This is a genomic window from Kocuria sp. ZOR0020, assembly GCF_000800955.1.
In the GTDB taxonomy this organism is placed as follows: domain Bacteria; phylum Actinomycetota; class Actinomycetes; order Actinomycetales; family Micrococcaceae; genus Kocuria; species Kocuria subflava.
In genome coordinates this window covers 1-19,537 of sequence record NZ_JROX01000183.1, presented here as the reverse complement: position 1 = coordinate 19,537, position 19,537 = coordinate 1, and the positions used below count along the sequence as shown (strand labels likewise).

The 19,537-nt window shown below is 63.8% G+C and carries 18 protein-coding genes and 1 tRNA gene; 16 read left to right on the top strand and 3 right to left on the bottom strand.

Translation table 11 applies throughout. The features are described 5' to 3' along the window. Positions 1-73: 73 nt before the first annotated feature. The 3 genes from L979_RS11030 to L979_RS11020 all read left to right on the top strand — a co-directional run bounded on the left by L979_RS11030 (position 74) and on the right by L979_RS11020 (position 2,987). Entirely contained in the window at positions 74-1,249 is a 1,176-nt protein-coding gene (locus L979_RS11030) for a homoserine O-acetyltransferase (RefSeq protein WP_047692260.1), read from the top strand. A gap of 210 nt (positions 1,250-1,459) precedes the next feature. After that, positions 1,460-2,263, top strand: coding sequence for a hypothetical protein (locus L979_RS11025; RefSeq protein WP_047692259.1), 804 nt, complete (start codon positions 1,460-1,462; stop codon positions 2,261-2,263). An 88-nt stretch (positions 2,264-2,351) separates the two neighbouring features. Continuing rightward, positions 2,352-2,987 (top strand): alpha/beta hydrolase, encoded by a 636-nt coding sequence (locus tag L979_RS11020; protein ID WP_052209821.1) that lies wholly within the window; start codon positions 2,352-2,354, stop codon positions 2,985-2,987. Between the two features lie 51 nt (positions 2,988-3,038). Here L979_RS11020 and L979_RS11015 read toward each other — a convergent pair whose 3' ends face one another. Then, positions 3,039-3,272: an RNA-binding S4 domain-containing protein gene (locus tag L979_RS11015; protein ID WP_047692265.1), complete on the bottom strand. Its 234-nt coding sequence runs from the start codon at positions 3,270-3,272 to the stop codon at positions 3,039-3,041. A 94-nt stretch (positions 3,273-3,366) separates the two neighbouring features. Here L979_RS11015 and L979_RS11010 point away from each other — a divergent pair, with 94 nt between their 5' ends. The 6 genes from L979_RS11010 (at position 3,367) to L979_RS10990 (ending at position 10,370) form a co-directional block, all read left to right on the top strand. Then, positions 3,367-4,386 carry a DMT family transporter gene (locus L979_RS11010; RefSeq protein ID WP_047692257.1) on the top strand — a complete coding sequence of 340 codons (1,020 nt, stop codon included), beginning with the start codon at positions 3,367-3,369 and terminating at the stop codon, positions 4,384-4,386. Between the two features lie 99 nt (positions 4,387-4,485). Continuing rightward, positions 4,486-5,232, top strand: coding sequence for a hypothetical protein (locus L979_RS14745; protein ID WP_052209818.1), 747 nt, complete (start codon positions 4,486-4,488; stop codon positions 5,230-5,232). Positions 5,233-5,264: 32 nt separating this feature from the next. Then, complete coding sequence (locus L979_RS11005) at positions 5,265-6,941, top strand: ABC transporter permease (protein WP_052209817.1); 1,677 nt, start codon at positions 5,265-5,267, stop codon at positions 6,939-6,941. Continuing rightward, positions 6,916-7,734: an ABC transporter ATP-binding protein gene (locus tag L979_RS11000; protein WP_052209816.1), complete on the top strand. Its 819-nt coding sequence runs from the start codon at positions 6,916-6,918 to the stop codon at positions 7,732-7,734. Before L979_RS11005 ends, L979_RS11000 begins: the two co-directional genes overlap by 26 nt. Positions 7,735-7,934: 200 nt before the next feature. Next, the gene (locus tag L979_RS10995; RefSeq protein WP_047692256.1) at positions 7,935-9,314 is read left to right on the top strand and encodes a glycine--tRNA ligase; all 1,380 of its coding nucleotides are present in this window, start codon (positions 7,935-7,937) and stop codon (positions 9,312-9,314) included. Between the two features lie 6 nt (positions 9,315-9,320). Further along, the gene (locus tag L979_RS10990; RefSeq protein ID WP_047692255.1) at positions 9,321-10,370 is read left to right on the top strand and encodes a hypothetical protein; all 1,050 of its coding nucleotides are present in this window, start codon (positions 9,321-9,323) and stop codon (positions 10,368-10,370) included. A gap of 107 nt (positions 10,371-10,477) precedes the next feature. Here the strand turns inward: L979_RS10990 and L979_RS10985 are convergent, their stop codons facing one another. Together L979_RS10985 and L979_RS10980 are read right to left on the bottom strand one after the other, a co-directional pair. Beyond that, positions 10,478-10,837, bottom strand: coding sequence for a hypothetical protein (locus tag L979_RS10985; protein WP_047692254.1), 360 nt, complete (start codon positions 10,835-10,837; stop codon positions 10,478-10,480). A gap of 204 nt (positions 10,838-11,041) precedes the next feature. Further along, positions 11,042-11,575: a TM2 domain-containing protein gene (locus L979_RS10980; protein WP_047692253.1), complete on the bottom strand. Its 534-nt coding sequence runs from the start codon at positions 11,573-11,575 to the stop codon at positions 11,042-11,044. Positions 11,576-11,738: 163 nt separating this feature from the next. On the opposite strand from L979_RS10980, the gene dusB reads away from it, so the two are divergent. The 7 genes from dusB to L979_RS10945 all read left to right on the top strand — a co-directional run bounded on the left by dusB (position 11,739) and on the right by L979_RS10945 (position 19,486). After that, a complete protein-coding gene (gene dusB / locus L979_RS10975) occupies positions 11,739-12,992 on the top strand; it encodes a tRNA dihydrouridine synthase DusB (RefSeq protein WP_369792992.1) in 1,254 nt (417 codons plus the stop codon). A gap of 99 nt (positions 12,993-13,091) precedes the next feature. Continuing rightward, positions 13,092-14,417 (top strand): deoxyguanosinetriphosphate triphosphohydrolase, encoded by a 1,326-nt coding sequence (locus L979_RS10970; RefSeq protein ID WP_052209820.1) that lies wholly within the window; start codon positions 13,092-13,094, stop codon positions 14,415-14,417. Then, complete coding sequence (locus L979_RS10965) at positions 14,411-15,706, top strand: aromatic acid/H+ symport family MFS transporter (RefSeq protein WP_231559514.1); 1,296 nt, start codon at positions 14,411-14,413, stop codon at positions 15,704-15,706. Before L979_RS10970 ends, L979_RS10965 begins: the two co-directional genes overlap by 7 nt. A gap of 76 nt (positions 15,707-15,782) precedes the next feature. Then, positions 15,783-16,841 (top strand): hypothetical protein, encoded by a 1,059-nt coding sequence (locus tag L979_RS10960; RefSeq protein ID WP_156125555.1) that lies wholly within the window; start codon positions 15,783-15,785, stop codon positions 16,839-16,841. Between the two features lie 12 nt (positions 16,842-16,853). Beyond that, positions 16,854-17,396, top strand: a complete 543-nt coding sequence (locus L979_RS10955) for an S-layer homology domain-containing protein (RefSeq protein ID WP_081994349.1) — start codon at positions 16,854-16,856, stop codon at positions 17,394-17,396. Between the two features lie 49 nt (positions 17,397-17,445). Further along, on the top strand, positions 17,446-19,332 hold the full coding sequence (gene dnaG / locus L979_RS10950) for a DNA primase (RefSeq protein WP_047692250.1): 1,887 nt from the start codon (positions 17,446-17,448) through the stop codon (positions 19,330-19,332). Positions 19,333-19,410: 78 nt separating this feature from the next. Beyond that, positions 19,411-19,486: transfer RNA gene (locus L979_RS10945), tRNA-Asn, on the top strand. The last annotated feature ends 51 nt before the right edge of the window (positions 19,487-19,537 follow it).

Sequence of the window (19,537 nt, the reverse complement as noted above, 5' to 3'; positions counted from 1 at the left end):
GAGCTCGGATTGGCGGCCGCTGCTGCGGCTTCGGCTGCAAGCGCGTCGGGCGCAGACACCGGGGCTGCCTGAGATGACCTTGGTGGGAGGAACGGAGCGCGCCCGGGACTTTGTCCGTGAGGACGGTGTCCTGGCATTCGTGGACGTGGGGGAGCGTCCCCTGGAATCCGGTGTGCTCCTGCCCCGGGTCCGGTTGGCCTACGAAACCTGGGGTGAGCTCAACGCAGATGCCTCCAACGCCGTGTTGGTGGAACACGCACTCACCGGTGACACCCACCTGACCCGTGGACGGGTGCGGGAACACGCCCCGGAGATTGAACGTGCCCGCGCGGAAGCACCTGGCTGGTGTGAAGGGCTGGTGGGGCCGGGACGGGTGATCGACACCAACAAGTACTTTGTGGTCTGCATCAACATGCTCGGGGGGTGTTACGGGTCCACGGGCCCGGCCACCCCGGCGCCGTCGTCGGTGGACCCGGAGAACAAACCGTGGGGATCCCGGTTCCCGTTCGTGACCATCCGCGATGCCGTGCGGGCCGAGGCCGCTGTGGCGGATGCCTTGGGAATCCAGGCGTGGCGGCTGGTGGTGGGCGGTTCCATGGGCGGGGCCCGCGCGTTGGAATGGGCGGTGACCTTCCCCGAACGCGTGCAGGCCTGTGGAGTGGTGGCTTCCTGTGCTGCCTCCAGTGCTGAGCAGATCGCGTGGGGTCAGGCCCAGAACCTGGCCCTACGCCAGGACCCCGCCTTCAACGGCGGCGACTACTACGACTCCGATTTCCCCACGGCCGGATTGGGACTGGCCAGGCGCATTGCGCACATCACCTACCGGTCGGCCGCTGAGCTGCAGACCCGCTTCAGCCGGGACCCGCAGCCCGGTGAGTCAATCCTGGGCGAAGCTGCCGGCACTCGCGGCCGGTACAAGGTGGAAAGCTACCTGGACCATCAGGCCTCCAAACTGGCAGACCGGTTTGACGCCAACGCGTACTTGACGCTTAATGAGGCTCTGATGAGTCACGACGTCGCTCGCGGGCGCGGGTCCCTGGAGGAGGCTTTGGCTCGGACCACGTGTGACTGGCTGGTGGTCGCCGTCGACAGTGACCGCCTCTACTTCCCTTCCGAGTCGGATGCGCTGTGTGCCGCGCTGCCGGTTCGCGTGCCACGGCACACCATTCACTCCGACGCCGGTCACGACGGCTTCCTGATCGAGGACGCCCAACTGGGGGATCTGGTTCGCGCCACAGTGCTGAGCTGAGGCGAATTCTGCGCGCGGCGTGAGGGTTGGGCGCGAACCCTCACGCCACTACGCGCCGGGTCCTGCCGCGCGCTCGAACCTTCACGTCGCTACGTCATCAGCACCTGATGGCGTAGTGACGTGAAGGTTGGACGTGAGGCTCACCGGAGGTTTTCCACAATCTCGACGGCGCCCTCCCGCCCGGTGGGTCCCGCACGGTGAACTGAGGGCATGCCCGCACCGCGCGTCCCCGTATCACCCGCTCTGTTGAACCGCTGGTTCACGACGACGCAGGCCACCCACCACGGCGTCACATCACGCCAACTGTGGAGTGCCAACTACCGCGCGGTGATGCCCGGTGTCTGGGAAGTACGGTCCCACGCCGGTTCATTGCCCGGAACGGGAACCCGGGACGGTCTGATGGCCCGTCTGCCGACAGTCATGTCCGTGCGCCCGGATGCTGTGGCCAGCCACGTGACCGCTGCGATCTTGTTGGGCTTCCGCCTCCCGTTCCGTCCGCGGGAGGATCAGATCATCCATCTCTCGGTGAGTTCCAGCGCCAATCCGTTGCGGGTCCGAGGGATCGCGGGCCATCTGTTCCGGGCCGGACCGGGAGAGGTCTGGACCGGGGGCGGTGTGTCTGTGACCTCACCGGAGCGCACGCTGGTGGATCTGGCTGCCATGAAGACTGCCCGCCGGCGCAATGTGTTCACGGACGATGAGCTGGTGGCAGTGGTGGACGGCATCATCAATGAACATCAGACGGGTTTCCACAAGGGGACATTGGCGCAGCGCAGCAAGCCGGCTCTGGCCGATCCGGTCCACAGGATTTCGTTGCAGATCGAAGGTGCGCACCACGACCAGCGGGGGCAGCGCGTGCGGGACATCGAACGTCGGCGGGCCACGGAGGCCGCCGGCTGGATTGAGATCCGCGTGGTGGCAGCGGACCTGGTGACGGGGTCGAACGATCCACCGGGTGCGCCGCCGCGTCTGGTGCGTTTGGTTCGCGAGGCTCGGGCCAGGGTGCTGTCTTGATTCTGGTGCCCTCCAACCCTCACTGCACTACGCCATCAGCGGCTGATGAGCGAGTGGCGTGAGGGTTGGGCGTGGGAGGATGGAGGTCATGACCGTAGAACTGACTGTTGCCTGGAACCGTGACCCAGTACAGGATCCCACCGCGCCGCTGCTGGTGATGTTCCACGGGTTCGGGGCCGATGAAAAAGACCTCATGGGCCTGGTGCCCGGACTGCCGGAGGAGTTCGTGGTGGCCTCCGTGCGCGCACCGCAGCGCGAGGGCTACGGGTACCGCTGGTACCCGCTCTACAACGACGACGCCTTCAGCGCCGAGCAGGTCACGGCAGCTCTTGAGCCGCTCATGGACTGGGTGCGTGCGCAGGCCAAGGGACGGTCATCGGTGTCCCTGCTGGGGTTCTCCCAGGGCATGTCCATTGCAACGTCGCTGGTCCGGGCCATGCCGGGGGAGTTCGAGGCCGTGATCGGGCTGTCCGGCTTCACGCTTCCCGAGGAACTGCCGTTCTTCCAGGACGCCCAGTTGGAAGCCGAGCCCTTCAAACTGTTCTGGGGCCGTGACCCGCAGGACCCCGTCTTGACCGAGCGCCTGGTGAATCTCTCCGCCGGATGGTTGCTGACCCACGCAGACACCACCAAGGTGCAGTACCAGGGGATGGGGCACAGCATCTCCCCGCAGGAGTTGCGCCACGTCAACGAGTACCTCACGCACTACGTGCTCAACGCTTGAGGGCGCGTACCGGCTGATGGAGCTGAGCCCCGACCGCAGTGGTCACACCCTTCAGGATTCCGTGCGGACCACCACGGAGATCCCGTTGAGGGTGATGACGTCGCCGTCGTGAAGCTGCCGTCCGCGGCGCTCCTCGATGTCCCCGTTGACCTTGACCAAACCGTCCTCAATCACGGTGCGGGCCTGTGCGCCGTCTTCCACCAGGGAGCCGAGTTTCAGGGCCTGGCCCAGGCGGATCGTGGAGTCACGGATGGGCAGTTCTTGAGGGGGTGCGGAATCAGCCATGCCCCCATTGTGGCTCATGGCCATTTGTGGCACTTAACCTGGCTGGGTGCACCGCCCCTCCATACCACCAGTTCGGCAGCCCGTTTCCGCCGATTTGAACTCACCACGTGGGGTGGATGTGCTGGCACAGGTGGTGGAGGTGTTGTGCGGAACGGGGATGGCCGTCCAGTCCCGCCTCAACGGTGAGTTGGGGGCGCGGACCGGGGATGCCGCCGCGGCGTCGTTGCTGAGCTTTGGTACCGGTCTGGTGATCGTGGTGCTCCTGGCGGTACTGCTGCCGGCGGGTCGGCGGGGAACCCGCAACCTGATCACAGCGGTGCGGGACCGTGAAATTCCGTGGTGGTTCCTGATCTCCGGGATGTTCGGGGCCTATCTGGTGCTGATCCAAACCTTCACCACACCGTTGGTGGGCGTGGCCGTCTTCATCTTGGGCGTGGTGGTCGGCCAAGCCATTGGTGGTTTGGCCGTGGACCGCGTCGGTTTGAGTCCCGGCGGGGTGAAAACTCTGACGGGGTGGCGGTTCGCCGGAACGGCCTTGGTGGTCCTGGCCGTGCTGCTGGCTCAAGCGCCGCGGTTCCTGCATGAGGTTGCCCCGGACGGTTCGGCACAAGCCCCATCCACGACCTCCCACCAAGCGGACCTGGCTGGTGTGGGCACGTTTGTTCTGATGGCAGTCCTGCAGGTCACGGTGGGCGTGGGGGTTGCTGTGCAGACCGCCATGAACGGGCGAATGGCCCAACAGGCTCGAACACCCATCACCTCCACACTGGTGAACTTCACGGGCGGGGCGATCCTGTTGGTGGTGGTCACTGTGGTGCACCGTGGCACCGCGGATCTGCCACCGTGGCATTTCCCCACGCAATGGTGGCTCTACATGGGCGGTGTGGTGGGACTGGTGTTCGTGGCAGCCGGTGCCGTACTGGCCAGGGTGATCGGTGTGCTGAGGACCAGTCTGTCCATGACGGCAGGCATGCTCACGGGTGCCTTGCTCCTGGATGTCCTGGTACCCACGGCCGGTGCACTCATCACCCCGCTGACCGTGGTGGGCACGGCCCTGACCTTTGTGGGCCTACTCATCGTCACTCTCCCGTGGCGTTTGCGACGTCGCATCTGAAGTCGTTCTTCCCACTGAGGCCGTCCTCCTCCGGGATGAGACTTGCAGGTGGCCTCAAGAAGGATTCGCCGGCCTGCGGCCTCCGGCAACCATGGAGTCATGCAACTGCGTCATGGTCTCCAGGGCCTCTCACACAACAGAGCCGTGAACATGGCTCTGTGCCTGGTCATAGCACTCAGTGCGTTGCTCATGGCCACTGGCGCTGTGGTCATTGAGCGAGTCTCAGGCTCCGTTGATGCCCTTTTTGAGCAGGCCAAACCGCCGCACTTCCTACAGATGCACGCCGGAGACCACAACGTCCATGCCCTTCAGGACTTTGCCCACCAGCACCCTGACATCGAGGCATGGCAGATCCACAAGATGGTGGGATACGACGGCGCCGCGGTCACTTGGCAACGTCCGGCCACGGGGCAGTCGGGCTCTCTTTCGGAGAGCCTGATGGACAACCTGTTCGTCACTCAGAACCCGGAATTCGATCTCTTGATGGGCCAGGACGGAACAGCGGTCCAACCAGGTCCCGGACAGGTTTTCATCCCTGTGGCCTATCAGAAGCAGTATGGGCTTCAGGAAGGCGACAGTCTGACAGTGGCGGGCACGGACACCCGGCTGAGTTTGACGGTTGCTGGTTCGGTCCGGGATGCGCAGATGGCCTCATCCATGTCATCGTCCACACGATTCGTGGTGTCTGATACAGATTTCCAGCGGTTGGCCGGCGCCAACGGGGGTGCGCCGGAGATCATTGTGGAGTACCGACTTTCGGACCCGTCGTTGATCCCTGAATTTCAGCGCAGCTATGAGACCCGGACCGATCTGCCGCACGACGGACAGGCGGTCACCTACCCCTGATCCGACTGTTCAACACACTCAGTGATGGTTTGGTGGCAGTGGCTCTGGTGGGTGTCAGCTCGGTTCTGATCCTCATTGCGCTGTTGAACTTGAGGTTCGTGATTCGGGGCAGCATCCAGGACGATGTCCGACAGATCGGGGCCATGAAGGCCATGGGTCTGGCTCCTGCCGACATCCGGGGCATGTACCTGGCCAAGTATCGGGTGTTGTCGTTGCTGGGTTGTGTCCTGGGTGCTGTGCTGTCCGTTCCTGCCGCCCATTGGCTGACCCGTTCAGTGGCTGAAAGTTACGCCCAGGCCGGGTTGACGGTGGTGACGGTGTTACTGCCCGTGGTGGCAGTGATCCTGGTTCACCTGGTGGTCATGACGGTGTCGCGTGTGATTTTGCGGCAGATCAACCGTGTTGAGGTTGTCACGGCCTTGATGCATGGCAGCACGCTGCCCCCACGTCAGAGGATGCGGAATCTGCGTGCTCAGCGCAGGGCTGCGCACCGCACGCGTTTGATCCACCGCGGGTGGGGCAGCACCACCATGCGGCTGGCCTGGTTGGACATCAGGACGCAACGGCGCCAATGGGCCTTGATCCCCGTGGTCTTTGCCCTGACGGTTGTGGTGATCACCGTGCCCACCAATCTGCTCACCACATTGACGGATCCACGATTTGTCACGCACATGGGCTCACCCCAAGCGGATGTGCGTGCTGACATCCAGTTCGGCAATGACCTGGACGCTGTGCAGGCCGAACTGACAGCGGCCATGGACCAGGATGCACGTCTGGGGAACGTGCGCACCTACGCCAATCTTCGCTTGGAAACCCTTGGCTCGGAGGCTGCGGGGGAGCCCGGCGCGAATCCGCAGTGGGAGACGCTGCGCGTGGAGGTGGGCGACTATTCACGCGGCACCGTGGAGTTCCTCACGGGTCAAGCCCCCGGGGACGGGCACATTGCGTTGTCCGCGTTGAACGCTGAAAAGTTGGGCGTGCAGGTTGGTGACCAGTTGCCGGTACGGCGGGACGGGGTGACCCACCAGGTGCAGGTCAGCGGCGTCTACCAGGACCTCACCAGTGGTGGTTACACAGCCGAGATGCAGGGGCAACTGAGCGCGGATGCAGACAGTTACGTCGTTCTGGCAGACCTGGCCACACCCGCCAGGACCAACGACGACGACGCCACGGCCATCGCCCAGGAGTACAACCAGCGCTTTACCGCGGCTGACGTCAGGCCTCTGGAGGGCTTCCTCCGCCAGAGTCTGTCTTACGTCACGGATGCCGTTCGCGCCACCGCGTGGCTCGCCCTGGCATTTGGCCTGTTGGTGGCCGCGTTGATCACCACCTTGTTCCTCAGACTGCGTCTGGCCCGTGATACCCAGCAGATGGGTGTACTGCGCGCGGTGGGCTTCTCCCCTCGTGAGGTGAGAAGCCAGGTGATCTTCAAGGTCCTCGTGGCAGTGACGCCGGGCGTGGTGATCGGAGCCGTTGCGGCCCATTGGGCCGGGCAACGGGTGGTCGGGGCCCTGTTGAGTCAAACCGGTCTGGGGTTCAGCCATCTGACCTTCCTGGTCCACCCCGTTCTGGTGTGGGGCGGCTATCCGGTGGCGCTGTTGACAGTGGGCGTGGGTTGCGCCGCTGTGGCAGCGCGAGCGGTGGGATTGAACCCCATGAGTGCCCAAATGAAGGAGCAGTCAAGTGTCGAGCGAGCACGCAACGCATGAGACCCAAGAAGCCGTGATCCGAGTTCGGAACGTGAGCAAAAACTTTGACAGCGCCGAGCCGCCGGTCACGGTTCTCAACAACATCAACATGGAGATCGGTGCCGGTGAGTTCGTCGCAGTGATGGGTGCATCCGGTTCCGGCAAGTCCACGTTGTTGTACGCCATCAGTGGTATGGACCGTCCCACAACGGGCACCGTCGAGCTCCTGGGCAAGGACCTGACAGAACTCGAGGAACGCAGCATGAGTGCCGTGCGGCTCCACACCGTGGGATTCGTGTTCCAGCAACCGTATTTCCTGACACATCTCAATCTTCGGGACAACGTGATGCTGCCGGCGCTGAAGGCTGCAGAAAGCAAACGGTTCGGGCGTCGTCGTCTTCCGGGCCGCACGAAAGCAGAAGTGCAAGGCCGAGTTCAGCGGCTGATGGATCGCCTGGAGATTGGGCACGTCGCTCATCACGGCGTCACGGAGGTCTCCGGTGGGCAGTTGCAACGTGCCGCCATCTGCCGTGCCCTGGCCTCTGAACCGGCAGTGATTTTTGCGGATGAACCCACCGGTGCTTTGAACTCCGCAATGTCGGAAGAGGTGATGGATGCCCTGGCCCAGGTTCACGCCACGGGCACCACGGTGGTCATGGTCACCCACGATCCCGCGTGCGCCGCCCGTGCGGACCGGGTCGTTTATCTCAGCGACGGCGAGGTCCTGGACTCCTGGGTCGCTCCAGGCCGCGCTGCTTCCCAGATCGATCGGAAACACCACCTTGCGCAGTGGTTGGCGGACCGCGGTTTCTGAACCCGGAAATCACCCTCCGCCCTGCAGGACGGACGACGACGCCGCTGAAGTCGCCCACCGTCGTCGTCGTTGGTTACCCTTGATCCGGTGCCGATTCGGCGCAATTCCCAATGCCCGGTGCGCCCGTCAGTGCCGCCGGAGTCCGCAAACTCACGCCAGGCCACAGCCAGTGGTCGCGGCAGAAAACGGAAGTGAATCACATGGCTCCCAAGTCCACGCTGGACAACGTCATCTCCCTGTGCAAGCGCCGCGGTTTTGTGTTCCAGGCGGGTGAGATCTACGGCGGTTCGCGTTCCGCATGGGACTACGGGCCTTTGGGCGCCGAGCTCAAGGAGAACATCAAGCGTGAGTGGTGGCAGACCTTTGTGCGCGGGCGTGAGGACATGGTGGGCCTGGACTCCTCCATCATTCTGCCCACCGCCGTCTGGGAGGCTTCCGGGCACGTTGCCACCTTCACCGATCCCCTGGTGGAGTGCCTCTCCTGCCACACCCGCCACCGCCAGGACCACCTGGAGGAGAACTTCCAGGACAAGAAGGGCCGGGCGCCTGAGTCCATAGCGGAGATCGCCTGCCCCAACTGCGGTACCAAGGGTGAGTGGACCGAACCCCAGCAGTTCTCCGGTCTGATGAAGACCTACCTGGGCCCGGTGGATGACGAAAAGGGCAAGCACTTCCTGCGCCCGGAAACCGCCCAGGGCATCTTTGTGAACTTCCTCAACGTGGTCACCGCATCCCGCAAGCGCCCGCCGTTCGGCATCGGCCAGGTGGGCAAGGCCTTCCGTAACGAGATCACCCCGGGCAACTTCATCTTCCGAACCCGCGAGTTCGAACAGATGGAGATCGAGTACTTCGTCCACCCGAACGATGCCCAAAAGTGGTTCGACGACTGGGTCGAGTCCTGCTGGAACTGGTTCACGGATCTGGGGATCAACCCGGATAACATGCGCCGTTTCGACGTCCCGGACGAGGAACGCGCGCACTATTCGGACGGCACCATCGACATCGAGTACAAGTTCGGTTTCCAGGGCTCCGAGTGGGGCGAGCTGATGGGTGTTGCCAACCGCACCGACTTTGACCTGGGCAATCACACGGAGCACTCGGGAACCAAGATGCAGTACTTCGACCAGGCCACGGACGAGCGGTACACGCCCTACGTGATCGAACCTTCCTTCGGCCTGACCCGCTCCATGATGGCTTTCCTGGTGGATGCCTACGTGGAGGATGAAGCCCCCAACACCAAGGGCGGCGTGGACACCCGCACCGTGCTCAAGCTGGATCCTCGTCTGGCCCCGGTCAAGGCCGCGGTGCTCCCGCTGTCCAAGAAGGACGATCTCAAGCCGGTGGCCCAGAACCTGGCCGCCGAACTGCGCCGCCGCTGGAACATCGACTACGACGACGCCGGAGCCATCGGCCGCCGCTACCGCCGCCAGGACGAGATCGGCACTCCGCTGTGCGTGACCGTGGACTTCGACACCTTGGAGGACCAGGCCGTGACCATCCGTTCCCGTGACGAGATGACCCAGGAACGGGTCTCCCTGGACAAGGTGACCGCGTACCTGTCCGACAAGTTGGGCTGCTGATCCCGGATGGCTTACACCTACCGCAGTTGGCTGGAGGGGGATGACCTCCGCCTGCTGGAAGTCCTCCCGGCACCGGAGTCGGATCCCGTGGTGGCGCTGCGGGCCCTGATGGGCCCGGACACGCAAGCACCGGCGTGGTCACGGACGATCGTCGCAGCTGATTCCGACGGTGCCGTGGACTCCGATGTGGCTGTGGACGCTGATGGTGCCGCCGGGGCTGCTGACGCCCACGACGACGCCGTGGTGGTTGGCGCCGGGGCGGTTCAACTCAATCCGCTGCACCCCACCCGCCTGTGGTCATTCGTGGAGGTCGGAAACTCCAACCGTGGCGACGGTGTGGCTCGGCAGTTGGCCACCCGCCTGCGTGCATCAGCTGCCGAAACCCATCCAGGCATGCCCCTGCGCACCAAGGTGGGCCCTGGTACCACAGGGGAGAAGTTCGCCGAGGCTCAGGGCATGTTCCCGGTGATGACTCACCGCCACGTCGTCGTTGCCCCGGGTGCCATCCCGCCGCAGCCGATCGGTGAAGGTGATTCCGCCACGGAGGCGATTGAGGACCTGGCCACAGGTTCCGTGCAGCTCACGCGGGCGGTGGGGGAGTTCTACCGTGCCGTCAACGCGTGGGATCCTCCGGCTGAGCTGACGTTGGGGCAGGTCAACAAGCAGTTCCTCTCGGATGCTTCACAGGCCTACGGTGCAATCGTGTTGCGCCGTGGTATGGACCGCGGGGCCGGCGTGCGGGGCACCATTGGGGCGTTTGCCATCAGTTACCGCTCACTGGAACTGGATGTGGAGCGCACGGAGGCTGATCCGCGGCGCCTTGCGGAGCTGGATGACCTGCCCACGGATGTTCTGATTGGGTGGGACCCCACGCTGGGGGATGAGGAAGCCGCCGTTGCGGTGGCCAAGCTCATGGGCCTGTTGGTGGCCCGTTACCCCATCCGGGTGGAGGTCACGGATGCCATGCGCCCCCTGGCCGTGGTGTGCGCGCAGCTGGTGGCCGAGGGCACTGCCAAAGTGGTGGATGAATCCGTCACCTACGCCGACCCCGCCTGAGACCCACACCCGCAATCACAACTGCCGAACGTTGGGAGTGTGGTCGATTCCAGGGCAGGACATCGACCAAACTCCCAACGTTCGTCATTAGAGGGGTGGGGGAGGGGTCAGAAGGACCAGGGGTCCACGTTGAACTCCTGGGCCGCATCCTTCCGGATGGCGTCATTGCGGGAGTCGATGCGGGTGGACATCTTGAAGGCGTCGTACACCCACCAGGCAAAGAGCACCAGCATGCACACCAGTGCCAGGCCAAAGCCCACCCAGAGCAGTGGCCCCGGGGCGGGCAGGTCCTGGGACTGTTCACCGGCTGCAACCATGGTGAAGATGAACCCGAAGTAGGCCGCCATAAATGAGCCCAATCCTATCACCACCAGGGCGATTTTGATCAGGCCGCGCCCGATCGCCCCAAGGTAGAAGTCGTGGATGGGCACCCCACCACGAACGGTGCAGCCGCCCACATGATCCATGCAGCGGTGTTGTTTTTCATTCGTGCGGAGAAACGCCATGCAGCTTGCCGTGACCGGTTGGCCAGATCCGACTGACCCTGATCCGTGGGGACAGCCGGGGCCTCATGGTTGGCTGGACCACGGTTGGAATCGGCGGGCTGGTTGGGGTGGAGGTTTGTCATGGCAGACACCTGATTCGGGAGGGGTGGGTTGTTTCAAGCCTTGTCAGAAAGAATAAGGATCAACGCCGTGTTCAGCAGCAATTTGGCGGCGAATTTTGTCATTGGTGGTTTCCAGGCGCTTGTTCATGGTCACGCCGTCGTAAATCCACCACACGGCCACGATCAGAAAGCAAAGCCCCGCCAAGATGATGCCGATGATGAAACCATCCGGAGCTGTTGAGGGTCCTGAACTGTAGTACTGGGCAGCCGAGACTGCGCTGGCAATGGCGCCGCCGATGAAGCTGACAAAGATCAACACCAGCAACCCAAGTTTGGCCAAACCCTTTCCGATGTCACCGAAGTAGAAGTCGTGAACGGGCAGTCCAACCAGGAACGGTCCACCGATCCACAGAAGCCAGGCGGCGGTGTCATTCTTGCGGCGCGCAGAGTAGCGCCAGGCCGCCTGCAGCTGGGGGGAAGCCGGCTGATGGGGCATGGCGGCATACGGGCCCGCGGAAGGACCCTGGGGCCCGGGTATGGGGCCGCCGGCAGCGGGGTGGGCGTTGTGGGGACCCTGGGGTTGAGGGTTGTAGGACATGGTGGCCTCCGTGGATCAGAAGAAGCGTCCGACGCATGATGTGCAGATGCGAACAGCTTATGTCAGAGCAATGGTCTGCAGCCGTTTGCGGCGCCACATTGCGCGGCCAATCTCACGTCGGGAGTCCCGGGCGTACCGCGAATTCCTGTGGGACCATGATCGGATGACCACAGCAGCAGTCTCAGCCACCCCCATGTCCGCGGATCCTGGGCTTCACGCGCCGTTCGGTCCGGGCACTGTGGAGACGGTGGAGGCACAGGAGGCCGTGGTCCTTGACCTGCCGCCGCTGAAGCTCAGAGGCCTGACCATTGACGTTCCCGTGGTGCTGGCGCCCATGGCGGGGGTGACCAACAAGGCCTTCCGCAGGTTGTGCCGCGAACACGGTGGCGGGTTGTACGTCACGGAGATGGTCACCGCGCGCGCATTGGTGGAGCGCAGGGAAAAGTCCCTGGCGATTGTTCATCACGATCCTGATGAAACCCCGCGTTCGGTTCAGATCTACGGTGTGGATGCGGTCAATGTGGGCAAGGCCGTGCGCATGGTGGTTGAGGAAGACATTGCAGATCACATTGATCTGAACTTCGGTTGCCCCGTGCCCAAGGTCACCAAACGCGGTGGGGGATCTGCCCTGCCCTGGAAGACCGACCTGCTCCAGGCCATCATCTCCGCTGCCGTCCGGGAAGCCGACCGGGGGAACATCCCCGTGACTGTCAAAACCCGCATGGGGATCGACGACCACCACCTCACCTACCTGGAGGCCGGCCGGATGGCCCGGGACACCGGGATAGCAGCCATCACCCTGCACGGGCGCACCCTGGAGCAGCACTATTCCGGTACCGCGGACTGGTCTGCCATTGCCCGCCTCAGGGAGGCCCTTCCTGACATGCCGGTTCTGGGCAACGGCGACATCTGGTCAGCGGAGGACGCCGTGCGCATGGTGGAACAGACCGGTGTGGACGGCGTGGTGATCGGCCGCGGATGTCAGGGCCGCCCCTGGTTGTTCGGGGATCTGCAGGCAGCGTTTGACGGTCGCAAGGACCGAGCCCGTCCCGGACTGCGTGCCGTGGCCGCCACCATCTACCGCCACGCCCAGTTGTTGGCCGAACAAAACGACGACGAACTCCAAGGGCTGCGGGAGATCCGCAAGCACGTGGCCTGGTACTTCAAGGGCTACCCCGTGGGCGGGCAGCTGCGCGCCCAGATGGCCACGGTGGAGACCTTGGACCAGTTGGAAGATCTGCTCAACCAGATGGACCTGGACCAGGCCTACCCGGGACCTGCCGTGGAGGGGCCGCGGGGACGGGGGGGCAACTCCAAGAAGGCCGCACTGCCGGACCGGTGGTTGGAGGACCGATTCATCCACGATGACCAACGCCTGGGTCTGGTGGATGCCGAACTGGACGTCTCCGGCGGCTGATCCACCAGGCACAATGGGTTTGTGACCGATCCTGCCTCCACCAGCATGAACCCAGCCACCGGGCCCGTCCCTGAACTGCCGATCGAGGGCATCGCCCAGATGTTGGCAGCCGTGGATCGCACCCAGACCCCGGCGGAGGGTTACGCACCCCGGGACATCCAGCGCTGGGTGACGGAGAACCATCACAACAAGTACCGCTCACACTTTGAGCGTGACCGCGCCCGGATCCTGCATTCCTCTGCATTACGCAGGTTGGCTGCCAAGACGCAGGTGGTGGCGCCGTCCTCGGATGACTTTGTGCGCAACCGCCTGACGCACTCCCTGGAAGTGGCCCAGATCGGCCGGGAACTTGGGCGCATGCTCGGTTGCGACCCGGATGTGGTGGACGCCGCCAGCCTCTCCCACGACCTCGGCCACCCACCGTTCGGCCACAACGGGGAGACCGAGCTGAATGCCGCCGCCGCCCACATTGGCGGCTTTGAGGGCAACGCCCAAACCCTGCGCCTGCTGGTGCGCCTGGAACCCAAGGTCTACAACGACGACGACGCCACCTCAGCCGGCCTCAATCTGACCCGAGCCACCCTGGATGCCACGTGCAAATATCCGTGGCGCACCCACGAGGCCCCGCTGAAACCGGACGGTACGCGCTCGCAGAAGTTCGGGGTCTACGAGGATGATCTGCCGGTGTTCACCTGGATGCGCCAGGGGGCACCCGAGCGCACCAAGTGTCTGGAGGCCCAGGTCATGGACCTGGCGGATGACATCTCCTACTCCGTGCACGACGTCGAGGACGCCGTGGCAGCGGGCATGCTGCGTTTGAGCCGACTGGCCGATCCGCGGCAACGCGAGCGGGTGTTCGAGAACACCCGTAATTGGTATCTGCACGGTGTGGAGGACTCTGTGCTGGATGCGGCGTTGTCCCGGCTGGAGGCGGCACCGGAATGGGTGGGGGAGATGAACGGCTCCCGGCGGGCACTGGCACACCTGAAGGACATGACCTCCCAGCTGATCGGACGGTTCGCCATGTCAGCGGTGGCAGCCACGCGGCAGGTCACAGGCCAAGGTGCCCTGACCCGGTACGCGGCCTCCCTGGTGGTGCCCAGGGAAACCGTGGAGGAGATTGCGGTCCTGAAAGGACTTGCGGTCACTTACATGATGAATGTGCGTGATTCGCAGCCAATTTATGACAATCAGCGTGAGATTCTGCGGGTCTTGGTGTCTGCTCTGATGGACTCTGACGGTCGTTTCCTGTCACCGGCGTTTGCTGGGGACTGGCACGCCGTGGGAGATGGGCCGGGAGCTGAGGACGCGCGGTTACGGATTGTGGTGGATCAAATCGCATCCTTGACGGACACCTCCGCACTGCGGTTGCACAATCGCATTGTTGGCACCAACTGGAGAATGGGAGACAAACCACTGTGGTGATTCTCAAGGGCAGGGGCTGGGTGGCCCCGCTGTGCTGGATTGCAGTGCTGCTGGATGGTTTCGACGCCGTGGTCCTGGGTGCGGTGATGCCCTCCATGATCGAGGACCCGGAATTCGCTCTGACTCCGGCCACCGGAACCGTGGTGGCCACCGTGGGCCTGGTGGGCATGATGATCGGGGCCCTGGGCATGGGTTGGGCCACGGACAGATTCGGGCGGCGCAAGCTGCTGATCGGTGCCGTGGTGCTGTTCTCCCTGTTCACCCTGGGAATGGCCTTTGTGGATTCGATCTTCCTGTTCGGCCTGTTGCGCTTCCTGGCCGGTGTGGGACTGGGCGGTTGTCTGCCCACCGGTATCTCCATGGTCACCGAATTCGCAGGCCGTAACCGCACCGGTAAATCCACCACGTTGATGATGACCGGTTACCACGTGGGTGCAGTGTTGACGGCTGCTTTGGCCATTGTGGTGGTGCAAAACGTCAATTGGAACGCCATGTTCATCATCGGGGCACTGCCTGCTTTGGTTCTGGTGCCGTTGATGTACGTGTACCTGCCGGAATCTCCGGATTACTTGCTCTCCAAGGGCCGAGTTGAGGATGCCCGCCGCGTCTGCGAGCACTACGGCTTGGATTTTGACCATCAGGAACAGGTGGAGCGGGAACTGAAGGCAGCTGCTGCCGATGGCACGGTCTACAAGGAACCCAAGGGTGCAGCCACGGTGCTCACAGGCCAGTACCGGCGCAACACCGTGCTGGTGTGGATTGCCTCCTTCATGGGCCTGTTGCTGGTCTACGGGCTGAACACCTGGCTGCCGCAGATCATGCGGGCCGCTGATTACGATCTGGGCAATGCCCTGGGCTTCCTGCTGATCCTGAACATCGGTGCCGTTGTGGGTCTGGTCATTGCCGGTCGCACGGCGGATCGGATCACTCCGCGACTGGCGGCCGTGATCTGGTTCATCGGAGCCGGTGTGCTGTTGGCGGCTTTGGCCATCAAGCTGCCGCTGCTGGGGATCTACGCCATGGTCTTCTTTACAGGTTGTTTCGTCTTCTCCGCCCAAGTTCTGGTGTACGCCTTCTGCGCCGCCAACTACCCCACCAAGGTTCGCGCCACGGCGTTGGGAATGGCCGCAGGTGTGGGACGACTTGGTGCGATCTCCGGCCCCACGTTGGGTGGTGCCATGTTGGCTGCGGGAATCGCCTATCCGTGGGGTTTCTTCGGCTTTGCCATTGCAGCGGTTCTTGGTGGCGGCGCCATGGCTGCCACAAAGACTTTGCAAACTCACGAGTAAAGTGGAGGTGTCCCCAGAGTGATGCAAAGCACCACCCATCGCTCATGCTCTTGAACAACGGATCACCATGCCGAATGTGAATCGTCGAACCCTGCTGAGGGCATCTGGTGCAGCCGGGTTCTCTGCGCTGGCCGTGGCCGCAAGCGCGCAACCGGCCCACGCAGAACCCACAGACCCCGCTGCTCCGGTCCCGGATGAGCTGTACGAAAATCTGCCAGTTGAGGAACCGGACCAGGGCCCCGGCGCACGCGCCAGCGCTGGCGTGGGCGCGGTGCTCTGGGGGTCTTCTTCGGCGGATTCGTTCCGAGCAGGTGAACCCAGCGCGGTCCGCCGGATCACCATCCATGAGGAGATGACCAGACTCGGGATTCCCACCATCCGCCATGCTTTTGGTGGTTGGCGGTCACCGGCCATCTTGGCCATCCGCAGCAAGAATCACCCCATCCGGCCCAATTACAGCTTCGCCGGGGCCAACGGGGAACTGCCAGGCTCGGGCAAGATCTTCCTGCCCACCACCAACGGGATTGTCCCGGACACGGTGACCTCCCAGTTGCCGGGCACTGTCTCCGGTCAGCCGGTGAATCTGCAGTTGGTGCGTGACCGTCTCCGTAAGGTTCAACTGACGCGCACCAGCTCCGGCGCGCCCATCACTGTGGGCAACTCTGCAGCGGGGTACTGGCGCACCGCGTGGGAGGACGCCGAACGCGGCAAAATCCACCTGCTCTGGATGGGCAAGAACAACAGCGGAGATGTCCAAAGGGTGCTCAATGACACCCGGGCGGCCTATGACGTGGAATCCGGACGCAGCATTGTGATGAGTCACTGGTTCACGTGGTGGGATCGCCTGGGAACTGCCGGCCACCCCAACATCACGGCCATCAACAATGCCTACCGGAACACGTACGGGCAGAAGTACTTTGACAGCACAGCAGCGCTGTGGGATTCCCGGTGGTGGAATGTGCCGGAAATTCGTCCGCTCAACATTGCCGGGCGCGGTGACAATGCAGAACGGCGCCGGCTGGGTCTGCCGCCGCGGCCGTTCATTGCGGATGACACTTTCCACCTGAATTCCTACGGCAACCTGGTCATCGCGCACGCGTTGAACGCCAAGATCCGTGGCCTGGGCTGGGCCTGATCGGGGGAGAACATGGCTATTTACAGAGATGTCAGCGATTCCAGTATGTTCGCCTCGGAAATCACCTGGTGCTACAACACCGGTTTGCTCAGAGGCTGGCCGGATGGCACCTTTCGGCCGTTGAGCCCCGTGGCCCGTGATGCCATGGCGGTGGTCATGCACCGTATTGCAGGGCAGCCGGAGATTCGTGGCGGTGGCCCGAACTTCAGCGATGTTGCTCCTGGGCAACAATTCGCCGCAGAGATCGGTTGGGTGCAGAGCCGAGGTCTGCTCAACGGCTGGTCGGACGGCACGTTCAGGCCCCTGGCCCCTATCGCCCGCGATGCCACCTGTGCGGTGTTCTACCGCGCTGCCGGATCACCTGGCTACACACCTCCTGCAGCATCCCCGTTCCGGGACGTGCGCCCGACCCAGCAGTTCTACACGGAAATGTGCTGGGCCCAGTCCCGGGGCATCACCACCGGTTACCGGGACGGCACCATGCGTCCCACCACCTCCATCAATCGCGACGCCGTGGCGGCCTTCCTCTACCGGTTCGACCAGGCCACCGGCTGATTCGGGTCCAAACCCATACCGTTTGCCCCCGCCACTAGAATGAACTGCTGTGGCTGGGCTGATTCGACGTGAGGACATTGACGAGGTGCGGTCGCGCACTGACATCCGCGAGATCGTCGAAGGCTATGTGACCCTCAAATCGGCAGGTATTGGCTCCTACAAGGGGCTGTGTCCGTTCCACGACGAGCGCACGCCGTCGTTCCACGTCCGCCCGCAGTACGGGACGTACCACTGTTTCGGCTGCGATGAATCCGGGGACGTGATTGCTTTCCTCATGGCGTTGGAGCACACCACGTTCACGGAAACGGTGGAGCGCCTGGCCGCCCGGATCGGTTACGAACTGCGTTACGAGCAGGGCCAAGGACCCGACCGGGAGGCGGTGGGTCGCCGCCAACGTCTCCTGGATGCGCACAAGGTGGCTGCTGAGTACTTCCAGACCCAGTTGCGCACTCGCGGTGCAGCGGAGGCACAGAAGTACCTGGGGGAGCGTGGGTTCACTCCGCAGGACGCCCAGGACTACGGGGTGGGTTACGCCCCCAAAGGCTGGGACCACCTGCTCAAACACCTGCGCACCCGCGGGTACAACGACGACGAACTCGAGGCCACCGGTATGTTCTCGGCCGGCAACCGTGGCCTCTATGACCGGTTCCGGGGCCGCCTGATCTTCCCCATCCGCGGCATCGGCGGTGAAGTGATCGGCTTTGGTGCCCGTAAGCTCTACGACGACGATCAAGGCCCCAAGTACCTCAACACCCCGGAGACACAGCTCTACAAGAAGTCCCAGGTGCTCTACGGGATCGAGAAAGCCAAGCGCCAGATCGCCAAGAAGCGTCAAGTGGTGGTGGTGGAGGGCTACACGGATGTGATGTCCATGCACCTGGCAGGGGTGCCCACGGCTGTGGCCACCTGTGGTACCGCCTTTGGTACCGAACACATCAAGATCGTTCGCCGCTTCCTCTCCGACGACGGCTCCGGTGGGGAAGTGGTCTTCACATTCGACGGCGACGCCGCCGGTCAAAAAGCAGCCCTGCGTGCGTTTGAAGAAGATCAGAAGTTCATGGCCCAGACCTTCGTGGCGGTGGAGCCCGGGGGCATGGACCCGTGTGAACTGCGCCTGGCCAAGGGGGACGCGGCTGTCCGGTCCTTGTTGAACAGCAAACAGCCGCTGTTCAAGTTCGCGATTCAAGCCACCATGAAGCGATTCGATCTGAACACGTTGGAGGGAAAGGTTCAGGCACTGCGGGCCACGGCACCCATAGTGGCCCAGATCAGGGACGTCACGTTGCGCCCGGCCTATGCACGGCAACTGGCGGGTTGGCTGGGGCTGGAGGTTCCCGACGTCGTGAATGCGGTGGAGGTGGCCGCCCGGGCGCCGCGCGGTCAGAGCCAAGCGTACGAACCTCGGTTCGAGCCACCGGTGGAGCAGCCCCAGGACGTGGCCCCGCGGTTCCAACTGCCCAACCCCCGGGATCCCATGCTGCGCGCTGAACGAGAAGCTCTGGAGATGGTGGTTCAGGTTCCGCACCTGCTGGGTGATACGGAGTGGGAACAGTTCACGGCTGTTGAATGCGCGCATCCCGCCCACACCGCCATCCATGACGCCGTGAGTGCGGTGTACTCCGGGGCCGGTGCCCATGACGTCCAGCAGGGCAGGGCCTGGGTGGAGGCACTGACAGCAGCGGTGCCTGAGCAACTGCGTGGCTACGTGGCGGGACTGTCCATGCGAGCGTTGCCGGCATCCAACGACGTTCAACTCCAGCGGTATGCGGCAGGGGTGGTCGCCCACCTGTTCGACCGCCAGATCCACCGGCGCCAAGCCGATCTCCGTGCGCAACTGGAACGGACCGACTCCCGCGCGGAACCGGAGGCCTTCCAGGCAATCAGCCGCCAGCTCATGGAGTTGGAGGTCGAACGAAGGAAGCTGCAGGCCGACTGACCCACAGCATGTGGCCGAATTGTGCGTAGCGGATCGGGCGGGTATGATCTTCTCTCGTTGCACGCACAGCGAGCACATTCCCCCGTAGCTCAGTTGGCAGAGCATTCGACTGTTAATCGAAGTGTCACTGGTTCGAGCCCAGTCGGGGGAGCCACATGGAAGAGGGGCGGGATCAACGGAAACGTTGATCCCGCCCCTCTTGGCG

Excerpts from the sequence above, each read along its gene's own strand:
- L979_RS11020 (WP_052209821.1), top strand. The coding sequence starts at position 2,352 with ATGACCGTAGAACTGACTGTTGCCTGGAACCGTGACCCAGTACAGGAT.
- L979_RS11025 (WP_047692259.1), top strand. The coding sequence starts at position 1,460 with ATGCCCGCACCGCGCGTCCCCGTATCACCCGCTCTGTTGAACCGCTGG.
- L979_RS10990 (WP_047692255.1), top strand. The coding sequence starts at position 9,321 with ATGGCTTACACCTACCGCAGTTGGCTGGAGGGGGATGACCTCCGCCTG.
- L979_RS11015 (WP_047692265.1), bottom strand. The coding sequence starts at position 3,272 with ATGGCTGATTCCGCACCCCCTCAAGAACTGCCCATCCGTGACTCCACG.
- L979_RS10995 (WP_047692256.1), top strand. The coding sequence starts at position 7,935 with ATGGCTCCCAAGTCCACGCTGGACAACGTCATCTCCCTGTGCAAGCGC.
- L979_RS11030 (WP_047692260.1), top strand. The coding sequence starts at position 74 with ATGACCTTGGTGGGAGGAACGGAGCGCGCCCGGGACTTTGTCCGTGAG.
- L979_RS14745 (WP_052209818.1), top strand. The coding sequence starts at position 4,486 with ATGCAACTGCGTCATGGTCTCCAGGGCCTCTCACACAACAGAGCCGTG.
- L979_RS10970 (WP_052209820.1), top strand. The coding sequence starts at position 13,092 with ATGTTGGCAGCCGTGGATCGCACCCAGACCCCGGCGGAGGGTTACGCA.
- dusB (WP_369792992.1), top strand. The coding sequence starts at position 11,739 with ATGACCACAGCAGCAGTCTCAGCCACCCCCATGTCCGCGGATCCTGGG.
- L979_RS10955 (WP_081994349.1), top strand. The coding sequence starts at position 16,854 with ATGGCTATTTACAGAGATGTCAGCGATTCCAGTATGTTCGCCTCGGAA.
- L979_RS10980 (WP_047692253.1), bottom strand. The coding sequence starts at position 11,575 with ATGTCCTACAACCCTCAACCCCAGGGTCCCCACAACGCCCACCCCGCT.
- L979_RS10985 (WP_047692254.1), bottom strand. The coding sequence starts at position 10,837 with ATGGATCATGTGGGCGGCTGCACCGTTCGTGGTGGGGTGCCCATCCAC.